Genomic DNA, 18,039 nt, shown 5'->3' on the forward strand with positions numbered 1-18,039 from the left:
GATTGCCCCCGTCACAGGGGACGCAGAAGTCTTGACCGAACCCACCCGTTACCGGTACCCGCCGGCCGACGGGCCCGTGAATTTGGGGGATACGGTTGCTCAGCTCAGTCCGGACACCAGAGACCGGCGCCACACCCGGCGTCGGCGCCACCACGACCAGGCGACGCATACCCGTCGCCGTCCTGGCCCCGGACCCCATCTCCCGTGAGGGTGCCGCGAGCCAGTTGCGGGGCCGCCCGGAGATCGAGGTCCGGGAGGAGCCCTCGCCCGCCCCCGGCACGGTCGCCCTGCTCATCGAGGACACCCTCGACGAGTCGGCGCTGGCCCGGCTGCGCCGGATCGCCCGCACCGAGGGCACCCGTGCGGTGCTCGTCGTGGGCACGATCCGCGAGACCGAACTGCTGGACGTCATCGAGTGCGGGGTCGGGGCGATCGTCTGGCGGCGCGAGGCCACCGCGCACCGGCTGGTGCAGGCGGTCGTCGCGGCCGCGCGCGGCGACGGCGACCTGCCCGCCGATCTGCTGGGCAGGCTGATCAGCCAGGTCGGCACGCTGCACCGGGGTGCGGCGGGGCGGCCCGGCGCGCCCTCGCTGGGGCTCGCGCCACGGGAGGTGGACGTCCTGCGGCTGGTCGCCGAGGGCCTCGACACCGGAGAGATCGCCAGCAAGCTGTCCTACTCCGAACGAACCGTCAAGAACGTGATGCACGGACTCACGACGCGCCTGCATCTGCGGAACCGGGCACACGCGGTGGCATATGCCCTCCGGGAAGGCTACATCTGACCGAACGGGCACTCGAAGGAGGACACGCGGGCAGCGTGCCGTGCCCTGCGGCCGACCTCCGGCGCCGCTGCGCAACCCGCACGTCCGGAGGCAGGATCGGTGGACGGGTTCCCCTGTGCGGCAATCCACGGGTTTCCCGGTACGGCGATTGAGGAGCGGCGACGGTGATCCACGAGGTCGACGAGGTCCTCAAGACCCTGCTCGGCGGCGGCGCGCTGACCGGTTCCGGCATCGACGTCTCCTTCGAGGCACCCACCCGTGACTGGGCGGCCCGCCGCAACTCCCCCGTCGTCAACGCCTACTTGTACGACATCCGCGAGGACGTGGCCCGCCGCCAGCGCGGACAGGTCCCGGTGCACGACGAACGCAACGTCGTGGTGAAACGGCGTCAGCCGCCGCGCTGGTTCCGGCTGTCATACCTGGTGACCGCCTGGACGAAGACCCCGCAGGACGAACACCGGCTGCTGTCGGCCGTGTTGGCGAACCTGATCCCGCGCGAGATGCTCACCGCCGAGGAACTCCCGGGTGCCCTCGGCGCGCTGGGGCTCGCCGTGCCGGTGAGCGTGGCCGGCGTCCAGACCGAGTCCCGCTCCCTCGCCGAGATCTGGTCCGCCCTGGGCGGCGAACTCAAGCCCTCCCTGGACCTGGTGGTCACGGCACCCTTCCCGGCCTACCCCGAGTACGACGCCGGGCCGCCGGTCACCGAGGGCGCGGTCGTCCGCGTCGCCGGCCTCGACGGCGAACCCCCGCAGGACCGCGAACGGGCCCACCGCCCCCACCAGGTGGCGGCGGCCCGCGCGGCCCGCGGAGACCGTACGTGACCGCCACCGCCGCACCCGTGGCGGAAGCCGTCGAAGCCTCCCCCCTGCTGGCCCGGCTCGCCGTCCTGCGCGAGCGGATCGCCGGCCTCGTCGAGCACCGCGCCGCCGGGGACCCCACGGCCGCCGACCCGTTGCGCGGCCTGTACCTCTCCGAGGAGGCGGTACGGCACCTGCTGAGCCGGGAGCCCGTCCCACCGGTGGGCGTGCCGACGCACTACGACACGGAAGGCGCCGCGGGCACCAGCCCGGAGGGTTCCGTGGATCGCCTGGCCTGCCTCGCCGCCCGTCTCCCCCTCACCGAGCTCGACGTCGCCGTACTCCTCATCGCCCTCGCGCCCGACCTGGACCGCGCCTTCGAGCCGCTCTACGGCTATCTCAACGACGACGTCAGCAGGCGCCGGGCCACGGTCGGCCTCGCTCTCGACCTGTGCGGGGTGCCCGCGCACCTCGCGCCGGCCCGCGCCCGCCTCCAGGCCGCGGCCCCGCTGTGCGCGCTCGGCCTGCTGGAGGTCGAGGAGCCCGAACGCCCCTTCCTGTCCAGGGCGTTGCGGATCCCCGACCGGGTGCTCGCGCATCTCCTCGGCGACGACACCCCGGACGCGTCCCTGCACAGCCATCTGCACCCGCTGCCGCGCCCGCTCCCGGCCGAGGCCTTCGCCCGGCGGCTGGCCGAGGGGCTCGCGCACGGCCCCCTCACCGTCTACCTGCGCGAGCACCGCGAGGGCGACGGTCTCGCCGCCGCGGCCACCGCCCTGCACACGGCCGGCGTCGAGGCGCTGCGGTTCACCGGTCCCGCCGACCACGTCCCCGGCCTGCTGCGCGAGGCCCGCCTGACCGGCCGGGCGCTCGTCCTGACCGGCCTCCCGGAGCAGCCCGCCCCGCTCGTCGCCGCGCTGACCGCCGCACCGGACGTGACCGTCCTGCTCACCGACCCCCGCCCCTACGACCCCCACTGGTCCACCGTCGACCCGCTGGTGCTGGACGCCCCGCGCCGCCGGGCGGGCGGCACGACCGCCTGGGAGTCGGAACTCGGCACCGCCGGCACCGCCTTCGACCTGGCCGCCACTGTCGCCCCCTACCGCCTCGGCGGCGACCGCGTCGCCCGGGCCGCACAGGCCGCCCTCGCCCTCGCCGCCTTCGAGGGCGGCCCCCTCACCGCCGACCACGTCCGCCTCGCCGCCCGCCAGCAGTCCGCGTCCGGCCTGGAGCGGCACGCCCGCCGGATCCGGCCCGACGTCGGCTGGGAGGACCTCGTCCTGCCGGACCGGCCCCTGACCCAGCTCCATGAACTGGCCCTGCGCGCCCGCCACCGCGACCGGGTCCTCGGCGACTGGCGGCTCAGCGCGGGCGGCGGCCGCGGCCGGGGCGTACTCGGCCTGTTCGCGGGCGAGTCCGGCACCGGCAAGACCCTGTCCGCCGAGGTCGTCGCCGCCGAACTGGGCCTGGACCTGTACGTCGTGCAGCTGTCCTCCGTCGTCGACAAGTACGTCGGCGAGACCGAGAAGAACCTGGAACGCATCTTCACCGAGGCCGACCGCACCGACGCCGTCCTGCTCTTCGACGAGGCCGACGCGGTCTTCGGCAAGCGCTCGGAGGTGAAGGACTCCCACGACCGGTACGCCAACATGGAGAGCGCCTATCTGCTCCAGCGCCTGGAGTCCTTCGACGGGATCGCGCTGCTCACCACCAACCTGCGCGCCAACATCGACGAGGCGTTCACCCGCCGCCTCGACCTGGTGATCGACTTCCCGTTCCCGGACCGGGAGCAGCGCCTGGCCCTGTGGCGGCACGGCCTGTCGCACGTCCCCCGCGCCGAGGGCGTCGACCCCGCCCCGCTGGCCCGTGACTTCGAACTCGCCGGCGGCTCGATCCGCAGCGCGGTGGTCACCGCCGCCTATCTGGCCGCCGGGCGGGGCGAGCCGGTCGGCGACGGCGATCTGCTGGAGGGGGCCCGCCGCGAGTACCGCAAGGCGGGCCGCCTGGTGCCCGGTGAGGCCAACTGGTAGGCCTCACCGGCCGCCGTCGTCCCTACTCCACCCGCCACTTCTGGTTGGGGGTCCCCGAGCACGTCCACAGCTGGAGCTTGGCGCCGTTGCCGGTGCCGTTGTCCTTGACGTCCACGCACTTGTCGGCCTGCGGGTTGACCAGGTCGCCGGCCTGGCTCAGCACGAACTGCTGGGCGGGGTTGCCGCTGCAGTTGGCCAGCTGGATGACCGCGCCGTCGTCACGCGAGCCCCAGGCGACGTCCATGCACAGGCCGAGCGCGCGGACGGTGCCGTCACCGCGGAAGTCCCACTTCTGGTTGGCGGAGCCGGCGCAGTCCCAGATCTGCAGCGGGGTGCCGTCCTTGCCCTTGCCGTTCTGGGCGTCCGTGACGTCGATGCACCGGTTGGACTGCTGCCCGATGATCAGCTGTCCGACGACCTGGGTCTCCTCCTCGTCGTCGGAACCGCCACCGCCACCGGACCCCGTGGAACCGCCCGAGCCGGAGCCCGACCCGGACCCCGAACCCGATCCCGAGCCCGACCCGCCGCTGCCGTCGCCCTGTGCCGGGACGGAGGCGGCCGGCTGGTCGGGCGGCGCCTCGGCGGAGGAGTCGGTCTTCGGCACGGACGGCGCGGCGACGGAGGGGCTGGGCAGCGCGGTGCTGCCGGCCTCCACGAGCCGCTCCTTGGCCGCGCTGGTCACCGTCGGCCGGTAGCTCAGCCAGATCATCACGAAGGCGATCGCGAGGGCCAGCGAGATGCTCAGCACGGTCGCCAGCCAGCGCGGCAGGAACCCGCGCTGCACGAACGTCCCGTCCACCGAGAGCGGCACCGCCCCGGACCGCTGCACGGACAGCGCGTACGGCCGCTGCTCCTTCGACCCGAACCAGATGATCTGCCGGGGCCGCAGCGTGGTGTCCACGAACGCCGCACGCCCCGGCTCGATCTGCACATTGCCCGGACGGAACTCGTACGACAGGTTGTCACCGATGTCCGCCCCCGCGACGGACGCGGTGACCCTGCTGTTGCCGAGGTTGTCGATCGCGAGCCGGGGACGCCCCCGGAACCGCCCCTTCACGGTCGGCGGCACCAGCTCGGCACGCACCTCCGTGAACGGCGTGATCGTCAGGTTCCCCTCCGGCACGGTCACCGCGTCCGGATGCTCGGTCGGCGTGATCCGCACCGCGTACGGGTTCGGCCCCGCCGTCGCGTCCGGTGTCCGCGGAGGCGCGAAGGTCAGCTCCACCGTGCCCGTCGTACCGGGGTACAGCCGCAGTGTCTGCGGCTCCACGGTCGTCCAGGGGGAGACGGGTCCGACGGGCTCGAACCGGTACTCGTCGACGACGTCACCGGTGTTGCGCACCCTGAGTCTGACGGTGGCGGTGCCGCCGGGGTCGACGGTCGCGGCCGCCGGTTCTAGAGAAGTCCACAGAGTCACACACCGACGCTACGGTGCGGACGACCACCCTGGTCAGAGGCCATGGGGCAGTGCGACTGCCCGCCAGGACCGCCCCGGCTGCCCTCCCAGCCAGAAGCGCCCCCAGAGTTGTCCACACGGGCCTGCAGCTAGGCACACCCGTGCGTGATCGTCCGACGCACCCACCCGTCGTGACCAGGCCTGACGTCGGCTGAGGTTCGTGCCGGTGCTGTGTCAGATATAGGGGCATCCGCGGTCGCCATAACAGGTATGGAAGCCACCGGTCAGGAACTGGATCTGCCAGGCCTCTCCTAAAGAAGGTGATACCTCGCCAGCTCGCCGTATGTCAGTGCAGGCGATCAGTGCCCCGCCGTCTTCAGTGAGAGAGACACGCCCCGTCGGCAGCTGAGACCCGCCCAAGACACACCGGGGACAGGTCCGGGCATGCCACTCGGGCGGCAGCCCCACCCCTGGCTGCTGCAGTACGCCGGACAGAGCAAGCTGACTGACACCTTGCCCAGCCGGGTATCTCATCGCCAAGATGAGAGTGACGGTTCATGTAGGCGCATCGCACGTGGGGGCACCGTAGATGGCTGTGAAGAGCAATGATCAACGTCTGCTCGACCGCATCCTTGAGGACAAGAGACGCCTACTTGCACCGAATCAAAAAATGGACGACTTCTTTAACTACTTCGCAGCAAGTACAGCACTTCAAGATTTCGACCTAGACATCGATGAACTCCGCGATGGAATCGTCGATGGGTCTCATGATTGCGGCGTCGACGGCCTCTGGGTTTTCATTGACGATCGTTACGTGTCTGCCAATATTGATCGCCACACGACCGTTCGCGCCAAGAAGATACAGCTGGTCATTTTACAGGCTAAGACCTCGCCAGGATATCAAGAAACAGCCTTCGAGAAACTCCACTACCACCTCCCCTTGCTCTTTGATATGGATCGAAACACCAAAGAGCTGGCTGATTCAACGAACGCCAAACTGTTGGACCGCACGGGCAGGTTTCTCAATGTTTTAGAGGCTCTGGCTTCTTCCTTCCCTGAAATCTCGATCAGGGTCATATATGCCACTCGCTCCGTGGAACCCCCGCACCCTAACGTTCAGGCAAAAGGCAGCAGGTTCGCTCGCGAATTGGCGAAGGTTGCATCTCAAACGAAGTGTCATGTCGAGTACCTGGGCGCCGCAGAACTCAGGGAACTTTCGGCCCGTGGCGCTTCGAATGTCCTCGAAATGGCATTCATAGAGACCCCCATGAGTACATCTCTTGGCGAAGGTTATGTCTGCCTTGTACGCCTCGACGAATACTATAACTTCATCACCTCGCACAACGGCGCATTGCGCCTCGAGTTGTTCGAATCCAATGTACGAGATTACGCAGGGCGCACTTCAGTCAATACCGCAATCGAGGAAACGCTTAAATCCAATCACCGCGATGATTTCTGGTGGTTCAACAACGGCGTGACCATTGTGGCAGAAGAAGTCAGGATCGCCGGAAAGAGGATTGTTGTCAGAGACCCTCAGATCGTAAACGGGTTGCAGACAAGCCACGAGATATTCAACCATTTCCAGGGCTCTGGACATCACAATGATCGCTCAGTACTCGTCAGAGTCCTAGTTCCACCGGCGTCGGGGCGCGCGAGGGATGTCATCATTCGCGCAACCAACAGTCAGACTCAGCTCCCACCGGGCGCGCTGCGCGCCACGGAAAAAATCCAGAAGGATCTCGAGGAAGCACTCTCGCGCGACGGGTACTACTACGAGCGGCGGGCGAACTACTACAACAACCTTGGTGTCCCACTGGAACAAGTGGTCAGCATGTCGCGGCTGGCACGAGAATACACAGCCTTTGTCGTAGGTGAACCGCACACTGCCCTGAAGTACTCGGAAACGCTCCTCCTGGAGGACTCTCACTACTACAAGGTCTTCTCCACCGATACCGATATCGATCTGTATAGCCTGGTCCTTGATCTACATATGCGAATCGGCGAGTTCCTAGTGCGCTATGCCGAGGATCGGCCACTACTGGGTGACACGGCAGAGAACTGGCGATATCACCTTGCCTATATGAGCAGGTTCACCCTTACTCGACTGAGGAGACCGACGCCGAGGGATATCTTGAACATCCGAAGTGAACATTTGACGGACGCCCTTCTGGGAGCAATGGTAAATCTCCTGGATCGCGAATATCGCAGTGCCCTTAGAGGGAACAGAACGCAGGGGATTGACAGGGTTGCCCGTAGCGAGGATTTCACTACGAAGTTGCGGCAAGCCACCATTGTGATGCGGCGCTTCAAGATCGACCGATGATTCCATGCAACCTTTTCGGAGTTCCATCCTTTGAGGCGCGTTACGCTCACGGAGACGCCCGTCCATCTGTCCGTCTCAGTTTCCGCCTCATTCAGACCAGAACCCGCGCACTCGTCAATGGTAAACCGCGCATGAACTCAGTTGGACGGCCCCGTACAAGCGCCACCACCCCACCACAGATGGAAAGCGCGTTGTTATGGGGCTCGGCCTGCCTCCGGCTGACCGATGATGGTCGTTCTCAACGAACTCTGTGTGCCGTCGCTGTGACCAGGGGCGCCGTCACCGCAGCTAAAGAGGTCAGCCGAGGTAGGGCCGGTCACGGCGCTCCAAGAAGTGACGGATCCGCAGCCGCTGCGTGTGGTGCATGGGGAGCTGATCGATCTCTTCCGGCTGGACGAATCGCAGCTCCGTGGACTCGTCCGAGATCGCGAGTCGGCCGCCGACCACACCGGCGGTGAAGCAGATGTTGAACTGTCTGCGCACCTCACCGTTCGAGTAGGCAATGACGTGGCGAGGGTCGGTGTATGTGCCCACGAGCCCGGTGATCTCCACGTCCAAGCCCGTTTCCTCCTTCACTTCGCGGACGGCGGTTCCGGGCAGTGAGTCGGTCATCTCCATGCCGCCGCCGGGCAGCGCCCAGAGATCGTTGTCCCGCCGGCGCTGGAGAAGGATGCGTCCTTCGTCGTCAGTGACCACCGCGGATGCCGCGACGACCAAGCTGTTGGGCTTGGGGGCGTCTGGATCGTCGTAGTACTCGGTCCGTGCCATGCTCACCCTTTTTGGACTGGCGTCGCGGTCGCCCACACCGCAGCGAAGCTGTCAGCGTACGTGTCGAACATGCCGCCTGCCCCGCTTCGGCGCAGGTGCCAGACGGGGGCGGCGTAGGCGTTCACGCCCCAGACGTGGGCGTTGACCAGTGCCTGATCGTCGGCCCGGTAGATCGAGTTGTAGAGCGTGGTCGCGTGGGTCCGCACTTCGATGCCTGGTACCCCCACAAGGGGGCGATAGTGCATCAGCGCGATCTGGCACCGGGACTGGATCCCGTGGCCGAACTTCTCTTCATCGCCACGCTGCTGGACGTTTAAACTGTCCGCGTCCCCGAGCGCAATCCGGATCGCGCAGCCCTCGGCCGCTCGCTCCTTCAAGAGCTCGTTGAGTCTCGGGTACGCCTCGTGCAAGAAGACGGCGGCGTACACCAGCACGTCGATGTGCTCGCGAGCCTCGGTCAGCATGTCCACGAAGGTGGACACGGGGATGTCCGCCCGCTGGTCGTAGAGAGCGACAAGTTCCGGGCTGACGGCGCGGGCGGGGCGTGCCTGCCTGAGCGATGGCCATAGAGCGTGCACGTCTTCTCCTAGCGTTTCTGCTGCCAGCATGGCTGTGGCACGGCGCGGCGTACGCCCCAGGTTGACCCATCGTTCGACGGACTTCGGATCGACTTCGACCTTGTCCGCGAGGGCGCTGTACGTCCAGCCGCCGGCCGCCATGGCAGCACGTAATCTCTCGTTCGGCATCTCAATCTCTCCCAACATCCGGGGACGGCACTAGGGACGTTCTACCCGACGCGGGACGTCCCGAAGTGGGGTTTGTCAGTGGTTCCAACGTCCTGATGAGCGGCAGGAAGCTCGTGGCATGGCGAGCAATCAGCAGACCTGGCCAGGCATCGGCGAACTGGCGAAGGACAGTGCCAGCGGACGCATCGGCGTCGTCATGGGTGAGGTCGGCGGACGGGTGCAGATGCGGCCGGTCCGTGGCGGCAGGGAGTGGGATGCCATGCCGGGCAACGTCGTGGCGCTCAGCGCTCGGGAAGAACTGAGCGCACGTCTGGCCACGAAGAACGGCAACAGTCGGGTCGGGCTGTGATGCGCGCCGTCGGCCGGTATGCCCGGGGTCCTGTTCATCATCTGCTTCTGCGGTTCATGCGGCTTGGTGATCGGCATGGCCCTCGGCAGCGGCCAGTGCTAGACCGCCCGCTCGCGATCGTCTTCGAGCCCAGCTCAGCGATCAGGACGGGTCCGTAAGTGCCCTGCACCATCTCACACGAGGAGACTGCACATGACGGCAACGGCGAACGTTCAGAAGACCGGGCGCGCGGTGGCGGGTGAGGAGCTGTTCGCGAGCCTCGCCAGCTTCGTGGTCACCCACAACGGGCAGTCGGCCGAGCGTGCCGAGCGCATCGCCGACCAGGCGGTGGCGTTCGTGGTCACGGCGGCCACCGCGACCATCCCCATGGTCCCGTCGGACGACGTGGACTTCGGCCTTCACGCGCTCATCCTGCACACGAAGGAGTACGCGGCGCTGTGCGAGCAGTACGCGGGCCGCTTCCTGCACCACAACCCGACGCCGGGTGGTGGAGCGCGCGACCCGGAAAAGGTCGCGGCCTCGGCCCGTGCCATGAAGGCGGCCGGGTTCGTGGTCTTCGACGACCTGTGGACCGTGGACGGCACGAACCTCGCGCAGTGCGACTCGGACTGCGGCCGTCCCTACGGTCAGGACTAGCCACCCGACAACAGCAACGCGGCCGGCCTCGACTCAGGGTCGGCCGCGTTCGTCCGGAAGGAAAAGAGAGACGTTGTCCTGCTCGACCCCTGAAGTGCCGAGCGTGGTGCTCGACGCACTCATGCCCAACGCACGGCGCCTGGTTACCAACCGGCGGGGCTCCACGGTGTGGGAGGTGTTCGGCCCTCGGGGTCACTACGCCGTGAAGCTCGGCTATCCGATCGCAGCCACGGCCGACTGGCCCGCCCAGCCCTGGACCGCCCTCGCGCCGGCACGTGAGGCTGCCGTCCTGCATCGCCTCGGCTTCGACGTGATCGCCTACGGTGAGTGGGAGCACGGCACCTGGAACTTCCAGCCGTGGCACGAAGGACCGGACCTGCACCGGCTGTGGGAGCCGTGCCGCGAGCCGGACCCGGTCATCACGCCACACACCAGTGTCGCCCTGGGATGCGTCGAAGCCCTGGCCGAACTCCACAGCAAGGGCTGGGCTCACGGCGACGTACAGCCCGCCCACTTCATCATCGGGCCCGAACGAACGCACCTCATCGACCTCGCCCTGGCCCGAGGCGGGTACGTGCCTCAGGGGTACGACTTCCCGTTCCGCGGCTGCCTCGTCCACTACGAAGCCCCGGAGATCGCCCGCAGCGTGCTCGCCACCGGCGAGGCCGAGCCGACGCAGCAAGCCGACATCTACGCCCTCGGTGCCACCCTGCTCATCTCCGCCACCGGCTGGCGGGCCGTCGAGTACCCGGACGACGCCCCCCGCCCCGTACAGAGACAAGCCGTGGCAAACGGTCGGCGTCGCCCCGTGAAGGCGCCCGGTGAGCTGGGCGAACTGATCGACGCGATGCTCAGCCACACGCCCGAGGACCGACCGACGATCTACGAGTTGGGCAAAGCCCTGAGCTGATCCTCAAGCCCCGAATTACGAAGACGGCTGGATCGAACCTACGGGAACGCTGCCGCAGCGGCCTGCCCGGCAGAGCCAAATGAAGGCGAACACGAGTGCCCGTGTTCGCTGGTTGGGGTGATCACGTCGGGAGAATGGCATGGATGTGCGGATCTCGCACATATCGTCGTCGGGTAGGGGGCGAGTGACCGGGACCAAGGGCGGGGTGATGACACAGTGGTGGGGACCGACGAAGTGGGGCACGCCCGGTACACGTTCCGGCTTCGCGTGTCGTCCACTGCCCGCACAGCCCTGATGGCGGAGTGGGAGCGGTGCCGATGGGTGTGGAACGAGTGCGTGGCCAAGTCCCAGGCCGTTCACCTACGCAACAAGGCCACCGGAGGCAGTCTGACGTGTGGCCCGGCACAGCTGGACAAGATGCTCACACAGGCGCGCAAGGCGACCCCATGGCTGCGAGCGGGAAGCTCAGTCCCTCAGCAGCAGATCATCAGGGACTTCGGCAAGTCCCGTGCCAAGGCGCAGAAAGACATCAAGGACCGGCTGCCCATGGCACGCCGGGCCGGGATGCCCACGTGGAAGAAGAAGCGCGAGGCACTGCCCACTCTCAACTACACCCGGCGCGGCTTCCGGCTCAAGGACGGCACACTGCACCTGGCTGGCGGGATCACCCTGACCGTGGTGTGGTCGAGGGAACTGCCCACCGATCCTTCCAGTGTCCGCATCTACCAGGACGGAATCGGCCACTGGTATGCCAGTTTCGTCGTCCCCGCCGCCGTCGAGCCGCTGCCCGAGACCGGTGCGGTGATCGGCATCGACTGGGGTGTGAAGGAAGTCGCCACCACCACCTCCAATATCCATGATCTCCGGCACGCAGGGCACAGCAAGAAGGTCAAGGACAAGCTGACCCGGTACGACCGGATGGTCGCCCGTCGCCGGCCGAAAAGGGGCCGCGCTGGTTCGAAGGGATACTGGGAGGCCAAGCGCCTGCGGGCCAAGCTGCACAAGAAGGTAGCCCGTCAGCGGCAGGACACTGGCCGCAAATGGGCCAAGTCCGTCGTGAGTGATCATGACGTTCTGGCCGTCGAGGACTTCAAGCCGAAGTTTCTCGCCAAGACCACTATGGCCCTCAAAGCCGCCGATGCCGCCATCGGCGCGACAAAGCAGGCCCTGATCGAGATGGCCCGCAAGCACGGTCGCACCGTGCACCTGGTGCATCCGGCGCACACCACGATGGACTGCGGACATTGCGGAGCGAGAGCCAAGCACGCACTGCCGCTGGGTGTGCGCACCTACACCTGCTCCGCATGCGGGGCTGTGTCCCCCCGGGACAAGAACTCCGCTCGTGTGATGCTCGTCCGGGCTGGTCTCAACCCGGCTGGTGCTGATGGCGTAAGACCACCTGGGGCGCTGCCCCAGGTGGCCGCCTGAGCCAGGAATCCCCTCCCCCTCAGGGAGGGGAGGATTCAAAGGGTGAAGCGGACGGCCTCCAGCTGGAGCTTCCAGTCCATGGGGCTGCCGCCGTAGATCCACTTGTCCTTGGCGTTGGGGTCCGAGCAGCCCACGCCGCGCCATCCCTTGTCCTTGATGTGCGCGTTCTGGCAGACGGAACTGCCGTCCCCCAGCCCGATGGTGAAGCCCTGGAGCGGCGAGACGGACTCCTTGAGGCTGCCGAGGTACATGTCGACGCCGTCGGCCGCGTTCGACCACTTGGAGCCGGTCAGCCAGCCCTCGGTCACATGGGCGCCGTTGCCCGAGACGCCCTTGGTCCCCACCGTGGCGATGTTGAGCTCCTTGATGGGCAGACCCTTGCCGGTCGTGCCCGCGATCGCGCCGTCGCACACCGGGTCCTGCCAGCCGCGGTCGGCGACGTAGGCGCGGTAGCAGATGTGCCGGCCGTCGCTGCGGGCGGCCAGCGCCTGCACCGCGTCGGCGGCGGTCTGCTTCTTCGGCTTCGTGGCCGTGTTCGACGAGCTTCCGCTCCCGCTGCCACTGCCGCTTCCGCTGCCGCTGCCACTTCCGCTGTCGGCCGAGGCCCCGCTGGTGTCCGGGACGTCGGGGGCCGCGGGCGCGCTGGTCTCGGGCGCGGCCGGCGCGCTCTCGACCGGCGCCGACGGGCTGGGCAGCGCGGTGGCGCCGGCCTCCGCGAGCTTCTCCGCGGCGAGCGAGCGCACCTGCGGCTTGTACGCCAGCCAGATCATCACGAAGGCGATCGCGAGGGCCAGCGAGATGCTCAGCGCGGTCGCCAGCCAGCGCGGCAGGAACCCGCGCTGCACGAACGTGCCGTCCACCTCCAGCGGCTGCGCCCCGGACCGGCGTACCGCCAGGCTGTACGGCTGCTCCTCCTTCGAGCCGAACCAGATGATCTGCCGGGGCCGCAGGGTGGTGTCCACGAACACCGCACGTCCCGGCTCGATCTGCACGTTGGCCGGCTGGAGTTCGTACTGGAGCCGGTCGCCGTTGTCGCCGCCGCTGAGGGAGGCGGTGACCTTGGTGTTGCCGAGGTTGTCGATCGCGAGGCGCGGACGCCCCCGGAAGCGGCCCTTCACGGTCGGCGGCACCAGCTCGGCGCGCACCTCCGTGAACGGCGTGATCGTCAGGTTCCCCTCCGGCACGGTCACCGCGTCCGGGTGCTCGGTCGGCGTGATCCGCACCGCGTACGGGTTCGGTCCGGCGGTCGCGTCCGAGGTGCGGGGCGGGGCGAAGGTCAGCTCCACCGTGCCCGTCGTACCGGGGTACAGCCGCAGTGTCTGCGGCTCCACGGTCGTCCAGGGGGAGATGGGTCCGACGGGCTCGAACCGGTACTCGTCGACGACGTCACCGGTGTTGCGCACCCGCAGCCGAACGGTCGCCCGGCTACCGGGGTCCACGGTGACGGAGGCGGGCTCAAGAGAAGTCCACAGGCTCACGCACCGACGCTACGGTGTGGGCGGCGACCGAGGTCAGAGGCCACGGGGCAGAGCGGGTGCCCGGCAGGACCGAACCGGCTTGCCCTCCCGGCCAGAAGTGCCCCCGAATCTGCCCTCACGGCCCTGCCGGGCCCGTCGGCCCCACGGTAGGGATGGGGGATCCACGGCCCCGCCCGGCGCCCCGGCCCGCCGGGCGCGGAGGGAGACGAAGGGGAGCGGGGGGAAGCGGCGTCCTCGCGGCCCCCGGGGGGCCGTGCCCGCGTGCCGGGAGCGGCCAGGAGTGCCCTCCCGGGCAACGGGCGTGCCCCGGAACATGCACCGGAGGCCGTTTCGGGGGACGCGCTTCGCGCGTGAGGGTGGAAACGTCCTGACGCGTACCCCGAGGAGAGCACAGCATGCCGTCCTACCTGTCGCCCGGCGTATACGTCGAGGAGGTGGCCAGCGGCTCCCGCCCGATCGAGGGGGTGGGTACCTCGGTGGCGGCCTTCGTCGGGCTCGCCCCGACCGGCCCGCTCAACGAGCCGACCCTGGTGACCAACTGGACCCAGTACGTGGCGGCGTTCGGTGACTTCACCGACGGGTACTACCTGGCGCACTCCGTCTACGGCTTCTTCAACAACGGCGGTTCGGCGGCGTACGTCGTCCGTGTCGGCGGTTCCTCGGCGGGCGTGGCGGGAGAGGCCAAGTCCCCCGCCGCCGTCGCCGGTTCGGCCGCCCCGGCCGCGCTGCCGGCCGGTGAGCCCAAGCAGCTCGGCACGTTCACCGTGACCGCCCTGGCGCCGGGCAACCTGAGCGTCGAGGTCGCGGACGCGGAGGGCGAGGGCCCCGCCGAGCGGTTCAAGCTGATCGTCAAGGACGGCGACCAGCCCGTCGAGACGTTCGACGTGTCCGCGAAGAAGGGCAACCGCGCCTACGTCGTCACCCAGGTGAAGGAGCGCTCCAAGCTCATCACCGTGGCCGAGGCCGCGCCGGCCGCGCAGCTGGCCCGCCCGGAGAACCAGACGGTGGCGCTGCCCTCGGTGTCCGCCGCCGCCCCCGCCGTCCCGGCCGCCGACGAGCCGGCGTCCGTGGGCCCCGCCCAGTACCTCGGCGACAGCGCCGACCGCACCGGCTTCGGCGGCCTGGAGGCCGTGGACGAGGTGTCGATGGTCGCGGTCCCGGACCTGATGGCCGCCTACCAGCGCGGCGCGATCGACCTGGAGCAGGTCAAGGCCGTCCAGCTCGGTCTGATCGCGCACTGCGAGCTGATGGGTGACCGGGTCGCGGTCATCGACCCGCCGCCGGGCCTCAACGCCCGTCAGATCCGCGTCTGGCGCCAGGAGACGGCCGGCTACGACTCCAAGTACGCCGCCCTGTACTACCCCTGGATCAAGTCCTTCGACCCGGCGTCCGGCCAGGCCCGTCTGATCCCGCCGAGCGGCCACGTCGCCGGCGTCTGGGCCCGCAACGACTCCGAGCGCGGCGTCCACAAGGCCCCGGCGAACGAGGTCGTGCGCGGCGCCGTGGACCTCGAGATCCAGATCACCCGCGGTGAGCAGGACCTGCTCAACCCGATCGGCGTGAACTGCATCCGTGCCTTCCCCGGCCGTGGCATCCGTGTCTGGGGCGCCCGCACCCTCTCCTCCGACCCGGCCTGGCGCTACCTCAACGTCCGCCGGTACTTCAACTACCTGGAGGAGTCGATCCTGATCGGCACCCAGTGGGTGGTCTTCGAGCCGAACGACCACGCCCTGTGGGCCCGGATCCGGCGCAACATCTCCGCGTTCCTCGTCAACGAGTGGCGCGCGGGCGCCCTGTTCGGCGCCCGGCCCGAGGAGGCCTTCTACGTCAAGTGTGACGAGGAGACCAACCCGCCGGAGTCGGTCGACGTCGGCCGCGTGGTGTGCGAGATCGGCATCGCGCCCGTCAAGCCGGCCGAGTTCGTGATCTTCCGGCTGGCCCAGTTCTCCAGCGGGAGCGGGGAGCTGGAGGAGTAGGCACTCCTTCCGTTTCCGCCCACTTCAGTCCAGTCCCCTGAACTCCCGTAGAACTCCCGTAGAAGGAAAGCCAGATGAGTCTCCAGCCGGGTGACGCCCTTACTTCGCACAATTTCGGCCTGCAGATCGACGGCGTGATGGTCGAGTACCTCGCCGAGGTCAGCGGCCTCAGCCTCGAGCAGGACGTCATCGAGTACCAGCAGGTCTCCGCGCAGGGCAAGCCGGTCACCAAGAAGCTGCCGGGCGTGAAGAAGGCGGGCACCTGCACGGTCGTGCGCGGTATGACCCAGTCCGCCGCGTTCAACCAGTGGATCACCGAGTCGATCAACGGCGTGATGGGCACCGCCCGCAAGAACGCCACGATCATGGTGATGGACTACCAGAACAATCCGGTCAAGCGGTACAACATGCGCAACGCCTGGTGCAGCAAGATCGACACCAGCACCGTGAAGGCGGGCGAGGCGTCGGCGCTGACCGAGACCGTGACGATCACGTTCGAAGAACTGGTCATCGAGTAATGAGGCGTACGGCTGTACGGGCGCCGCAGGCGGAGGTGGAGCAGCCCCAGGAGGCGGCTCCGCCGGTGCCGGCGGCGCCCGCGCCTGCCCCGGTGCAACGGCAGACCCTGCAGACGGAGTTCGCCTTCGAACTGCCGCGCGGGTACGTCGACGAGGCGGGCACGGTCCACCGCGACGGCGTGATGCGCCTGTCGACGGCGCGGGACGAACTGGTCCCGCTCCGCGACATCCGCGTCCAGGAGAACCCCGCGTACCTGTCGGTGGTCCTCCTGGGCCGGGTCATCACCCGCCTCGGCACCCTCCCGCTGGTCCACGACGGGGTGGTGGAGAACATGTTCGCCTCCGACCTGGCGTTCCTCCAGGACTTCTACCGCCAGATCAACGCTGAGGGCCACACCCGCGCCTCGGTGGAGTGCCCGCACTGCGCGGAGCCCTTCGAGGTGGAACTGGGCGGGAGCCGCCTGGGGGAATCGTGACGTACGCGACCGACCGACTGCACGAGGAGATCGCGTACGTCGCCTACCACTTCCACTGGTCCCTGGACGACATCCTGGACCTCGAACACCACGACCGCCGCCGCTGGACGAACCAGATCAGCTCCCTGGTGACCCGGGGCGGGACGGAGGGCTGACGCGTGGGGCTTCTGGACCGATTCCGGGGCGGCATCCGACGCGGCACATCTCCTACGGACACCTCCGGTGGGGGTACGTCGATGGGTGCGGACGCTTCCGGTGGGGGTGCCGGTGCGTCGGCGGACGCGGGCGCTTCAGGTGCCGGTACGTCGATGGGGGTGGACGCTTCCGGTGGGGGTGCCGGTGCGTCGGCGGACGCGGGCGCTTCAGGTGCCGGTACGTCGATGGGGGCGGGTGGTGTGAGCTCGGGTGCCGGTGGATCCGCGGGCGCGGGTTCGGGTGCCGGCGGTGCGACGGGGGCGCGAGTGGCGGCCGCGTGGCCCGGGCTGCCGCCCATCCAGCGGGCGGTGGCGGCCGGTCCGTCGGCGGCGGCTGTCGCCGACTCCGGGTTCGGCGGGCGGCTGGCCACCTGGCAGAACCCCACCTTCACCAGCACACGCTCACCCATGGTCCTGGGCGGAATCCCGGACGGCATGCTGAGCAACATCTCGGCCACCCCCGCATCCCCCGCGCCGGCACCGGCGGGCCCTGTCCCGTCGCGCCCGGCGCCTCCCGTGATTCCGGTGCAGCCGGCACCACTACGAGCAGTGCAGCCCCCGAGCCTGCCGAGAGCCACGCCGACCCGAACGGGCGTCGCACCGGGCCTGGCGGGAGGGGGACCGGCGCTGCCGGGAGCGGGTTCGGCGCTGCCGGGGGCAGGACAGGTCCTGCCGGGAGCGGGTTTGGCGCTGCCGGGGGCAGGACAGGTCCCGGCGGGAGCGGGACGGGGTCTGCCGGGAGCGGGACCGGTGCCGCCGGGAGCGGGGCCTGCCGTGCCGGGGGCGGTGCCCGCCCTGCCGGGAGCAGGGCCTGCCGTGCCGGGGGCTGCGCCGGGTCTTCCGGGAGTCATACCGACGCTCGCCGGAGCCACGCCGACGCTCCAGCGAGCCACAACGGCCCTGCCCGGGGCGGGGAGCGGCCTGCCGGGAGGCGGTGCCGGCCTGCCCGGAGTCGGTCCCGGACTGCCGGGAGCCAATACCGGCTTGCCCGGTGTCGGTGCCGGCTTGCCCGGTGTCGGTGCCGGCTTGCCCGGAGTCGGCGTCGGCCTGCCCGGAGTCGGCGTCGGCCTGCCCGGAGTCGGCGTCGGCCTGCCCGGAGTCGCATCCGCCCTTCCTCGTGCATCCGCCGCGCCGGGACTCCCATCCGCCGTTCCGGGTGCCCCGGCCCCCCGGCCGGGTGCGGCGCCGGCTCTCCCGGGTGCTGTGCCGGTCGTGCGGCGAACCGCGTCAGC

The 18,039-nt window shown here is 69.1% G+C and carries 16 protein-coding genes; 12 read left to right on the top strand and 4 right to left on the bottom strand.

Annotated elements, in window-relative coordinates; translation table 11 throughout:
• Positions 1-95 precede the first annotated feature (95 nt).
• The 3 genes from ACIRF9_RS25190 (at position 96) to ACIRF9_RS25200 (ending at position 3,609) form a co-directional block, all read left to right on the top strand.
• Positions 96-782 carry a LuxR C-terminal-related transcriptional regulator gene (locus ACIRF9_RS25190; protein WP_403826340.1) on the top strand — a complete coding sequence of 229 codons (687 nt, stop codon included), beginning with the start codon at positions 96-98 and terminating at the stop codon, positions 780-782.
• A 164-nt stretch (positions 783-946) separates the two neighbouring features.
• Positions 947-1,603: a DUF4255 domain-containing protein gene (locus ACIRF9_RS25195; RefSeq protein WP_403826343.1), complete on the top strand. Its 657-nt coding sequence runs from the start codon at positions 947-949 to the stop codon at positions 1,601-1,603.
• On the top strand, positions 1,600-3,609 hold the full coding sequence (locus tag ACIRF9_RS25200; RefSeq protein ID WP_403826345.1) for an ATP-binding protein: 2,010 nt from the start codon (positions 1,600-1,602) through the stop codon (positions 3,607-3,609). Before ACIRF9_RS25195 ends, ACIRF9_RS25200 begins: the two co-directional genes overlap by 4 nt.
• A 22-nt stretch (positions 3,610-3,631) precedes the next feature.
• On the opposite strand, the gene ACIRF9_RS25205 is transcribed toward ACIRF9_RS25200, so the two are convergent.
• Positions 3,632-5,026 carry a ricin-type beta-trefoil lectin domain protein gene (locus ACIRF9_RS25205; protein WP_403826348.1) on the bottom strand — a complete coding sequence of 465 codons (1,395 nt, stop codon included), beginning with the start codon at positions 5,024-5,026 and terminating at the stop codon, positions 3,632-3,634.
• Positions 5,027-5,594: 568 nt separating this feature from the next.
• On the opposite strand from ACIRF9_RS25205, the gene ACIRF9_RS25210 reads away from it, so the two are divergent.
• Positions 5,595-7,328 carry an AIPR family protein gene (locus tag ACIRF9_RS25210; protein ID WP_403826351.1) on the top strand — a complete coding sequence of 578 codons (1,734 nt, stop codon included), beginning with the start codon at positions 5,595-5,597 and terminating at the stop codon, positions 7,326-7,328.
• 297 nt (positions 7,329-7,625) lie between these two features.
• On the opposite strand, the gene ACIRF9_RS25215 is transcribed toward ACIRF9_RS25210, so the two are convergent.
• Both ACIRF9_RS25215 and ACIRF9_RS25220 read right to left on the bottom strand, forming a co-directional pair.
• A complete protein-coding gene (locus ACIRF9_RS25215) occupies positions 7,626-8,096 on the bottom strand; it encodes an NUDIX domain-containing protein (RefSeq protein WP_403826354.1) in 471 nt (156 codons plus the stop codon).
• Between the two features lie 2 nt (positions 8,097-8,098).
• Positions 8,099-8,842 carry an XRE family transcriptional regulator gene (locus tag ACIRF9_RS25220; protein ID WP_403826357.1) on the bottom strand — a complete coding sequence of 248 codons (744 nt, stop codon included), beginning with the start codon at positions 8,840-8,842 and terminating at the stop codon, positions 8,099-8,101.
• Positions 8,843-8,960: 118 nt separating this feature from the next.
• On the opposite strand from ACIRF9_RS25220, the gene ACIRF9_RS25225 reads away from it, so the two are divergent.
• From ACIRF9_RS25225 to ACIRF9_RS25240, 4 genes are all read left to right on the top strand, one after another.
• Positions 8,961-9,191, top strand: a complete 231-nt coding sequence (locus tag ACIRF9_RS25225; RefSeq protein WP_403826360.1) for a hypothetical protein — start codon at positions 8,961-8,963, stop codon at positions 9,189-9,191.
• 192 nt (positions 9,192-9,383) lie between these two features.
• Entirely contained in the window at positions 9,384-9,827 is a 444-nt protein-coding gene (locus tag ACIRF9_RS25230) for a glycine-rich domain-containing protein (RefSeq protein WP_403826362.1), read from the top strand.
• A gap of 73 nt (positions 9,828-9,900) precedes the next feature.
• Positions 9,901-10,737, top strand: coding sequence for a protein kinase (locus ACIRF9_RS25235; RefSeq protein WP_403826365.1), 837 nt, complete (start codon positions 9,901-9,903; stop codon positions 10,735-10,737).
• A gap of 216 nt (positions 10,738-10,953) precedes the next feature.
• The gene (locus ACIRF9_RS25240) at positions 10,954-12,165 is read left to right on the top strand and encodes an RNA-guided endonuclease InsQ/TnpB family protein (RefSeq protein WP_403826368.1); all 1,212 of its coding nucleotides are present in this window, start codon (positions 10,954-10,956) and stop codon (positions 12,163-12,165) included.
• Positions 12,166-12,200: 35 nt separating this feature from the next.
• Here ACIRF9_RS25240 and ACIRF9_RS25245 read toward each other — a convergent pair whose 3' ends face one another.
• Positions 12,201-13,643 carry a hydrolase gene (locus tag ACIRF9_RS25245; RefSeq protein ID WP_403826371.1) on the bottom strand — a complete coding sequence of 481 codons (1,443 nt, stop codon included), beginning with the start codon at positions 13,641-13,643 and terminating at the stop codon, positions 12,201-12,203.
• Positions 13,644-14,038: 395 nt separating this feature from the next.
• On the opposite strand from ACIRF9_RS25245, the gene ACIRF9_RS25250 reads away from it, so the two are divergent.
• From ACIRF9_RS25250 to ACIRF9_RS25265, 4 genes are all read left to right on the top strand, one after another.
• Complete coding sequence (locus ACIRF9_RS25250; protein WP_403826374.1) at positions 14,039-15,619, top strand: phage tail sheath subtilisin-like domain-containing protein; 1,581 nt, start codon at positions 14,039-14,041, stop codon at positions 15,617-15,619.
• Positions 15,620-15,693: 74 nt separating this feature from the next.
• Complete coding sequence (locus ACIRF9_RS25255; RefSeq protein WP_390659605.1) at positions 15,694-16,137, top strand: phage tail protein; 444 nt, start codon at positions 15,694-15,696, stop codon at positions 16,135-16,137.
• Positions 16,137-16,613 (top strand): hypothetical protein, encoded by a 477-nt coding sequence (locus tag ACIRF9_RS25260; RefSeq protein WP_403826377.1) that lies wholly within the window; start codon positions 16,137-16,139, stop codon positions 16,611-16,613. The genes ACIRF9_RS25255 and ACIRF9_RS25260 overlap by 1 nt, the downstream gene beginning before the upstream one ends.
• Entirely contained in the window at positions 16,610-16,768 is a 159-nt protein-coding gene (locus tag ACIRF9_RS25265) for a DUF6760 family protein (RefSeq protein WP_403826380.1), read from the top strand. Before ACIRF9_RS25260 ends, ACIRF9_RS25265 begins: the two co-directional genes overlap by 4 nt.
• Positions 16,769-18,039 lie beyond the last annotated feature (1,271 nt).

The sequence above is a fragment of the Streptomyces sp. NPDC096132 genome (genome assembly GCF_044763345.1).
Lineage (GTDB): Bacteria > Actinomycetota > Actinomycetes > Streptomycetales > Streptomycetaceae > Streptomyces.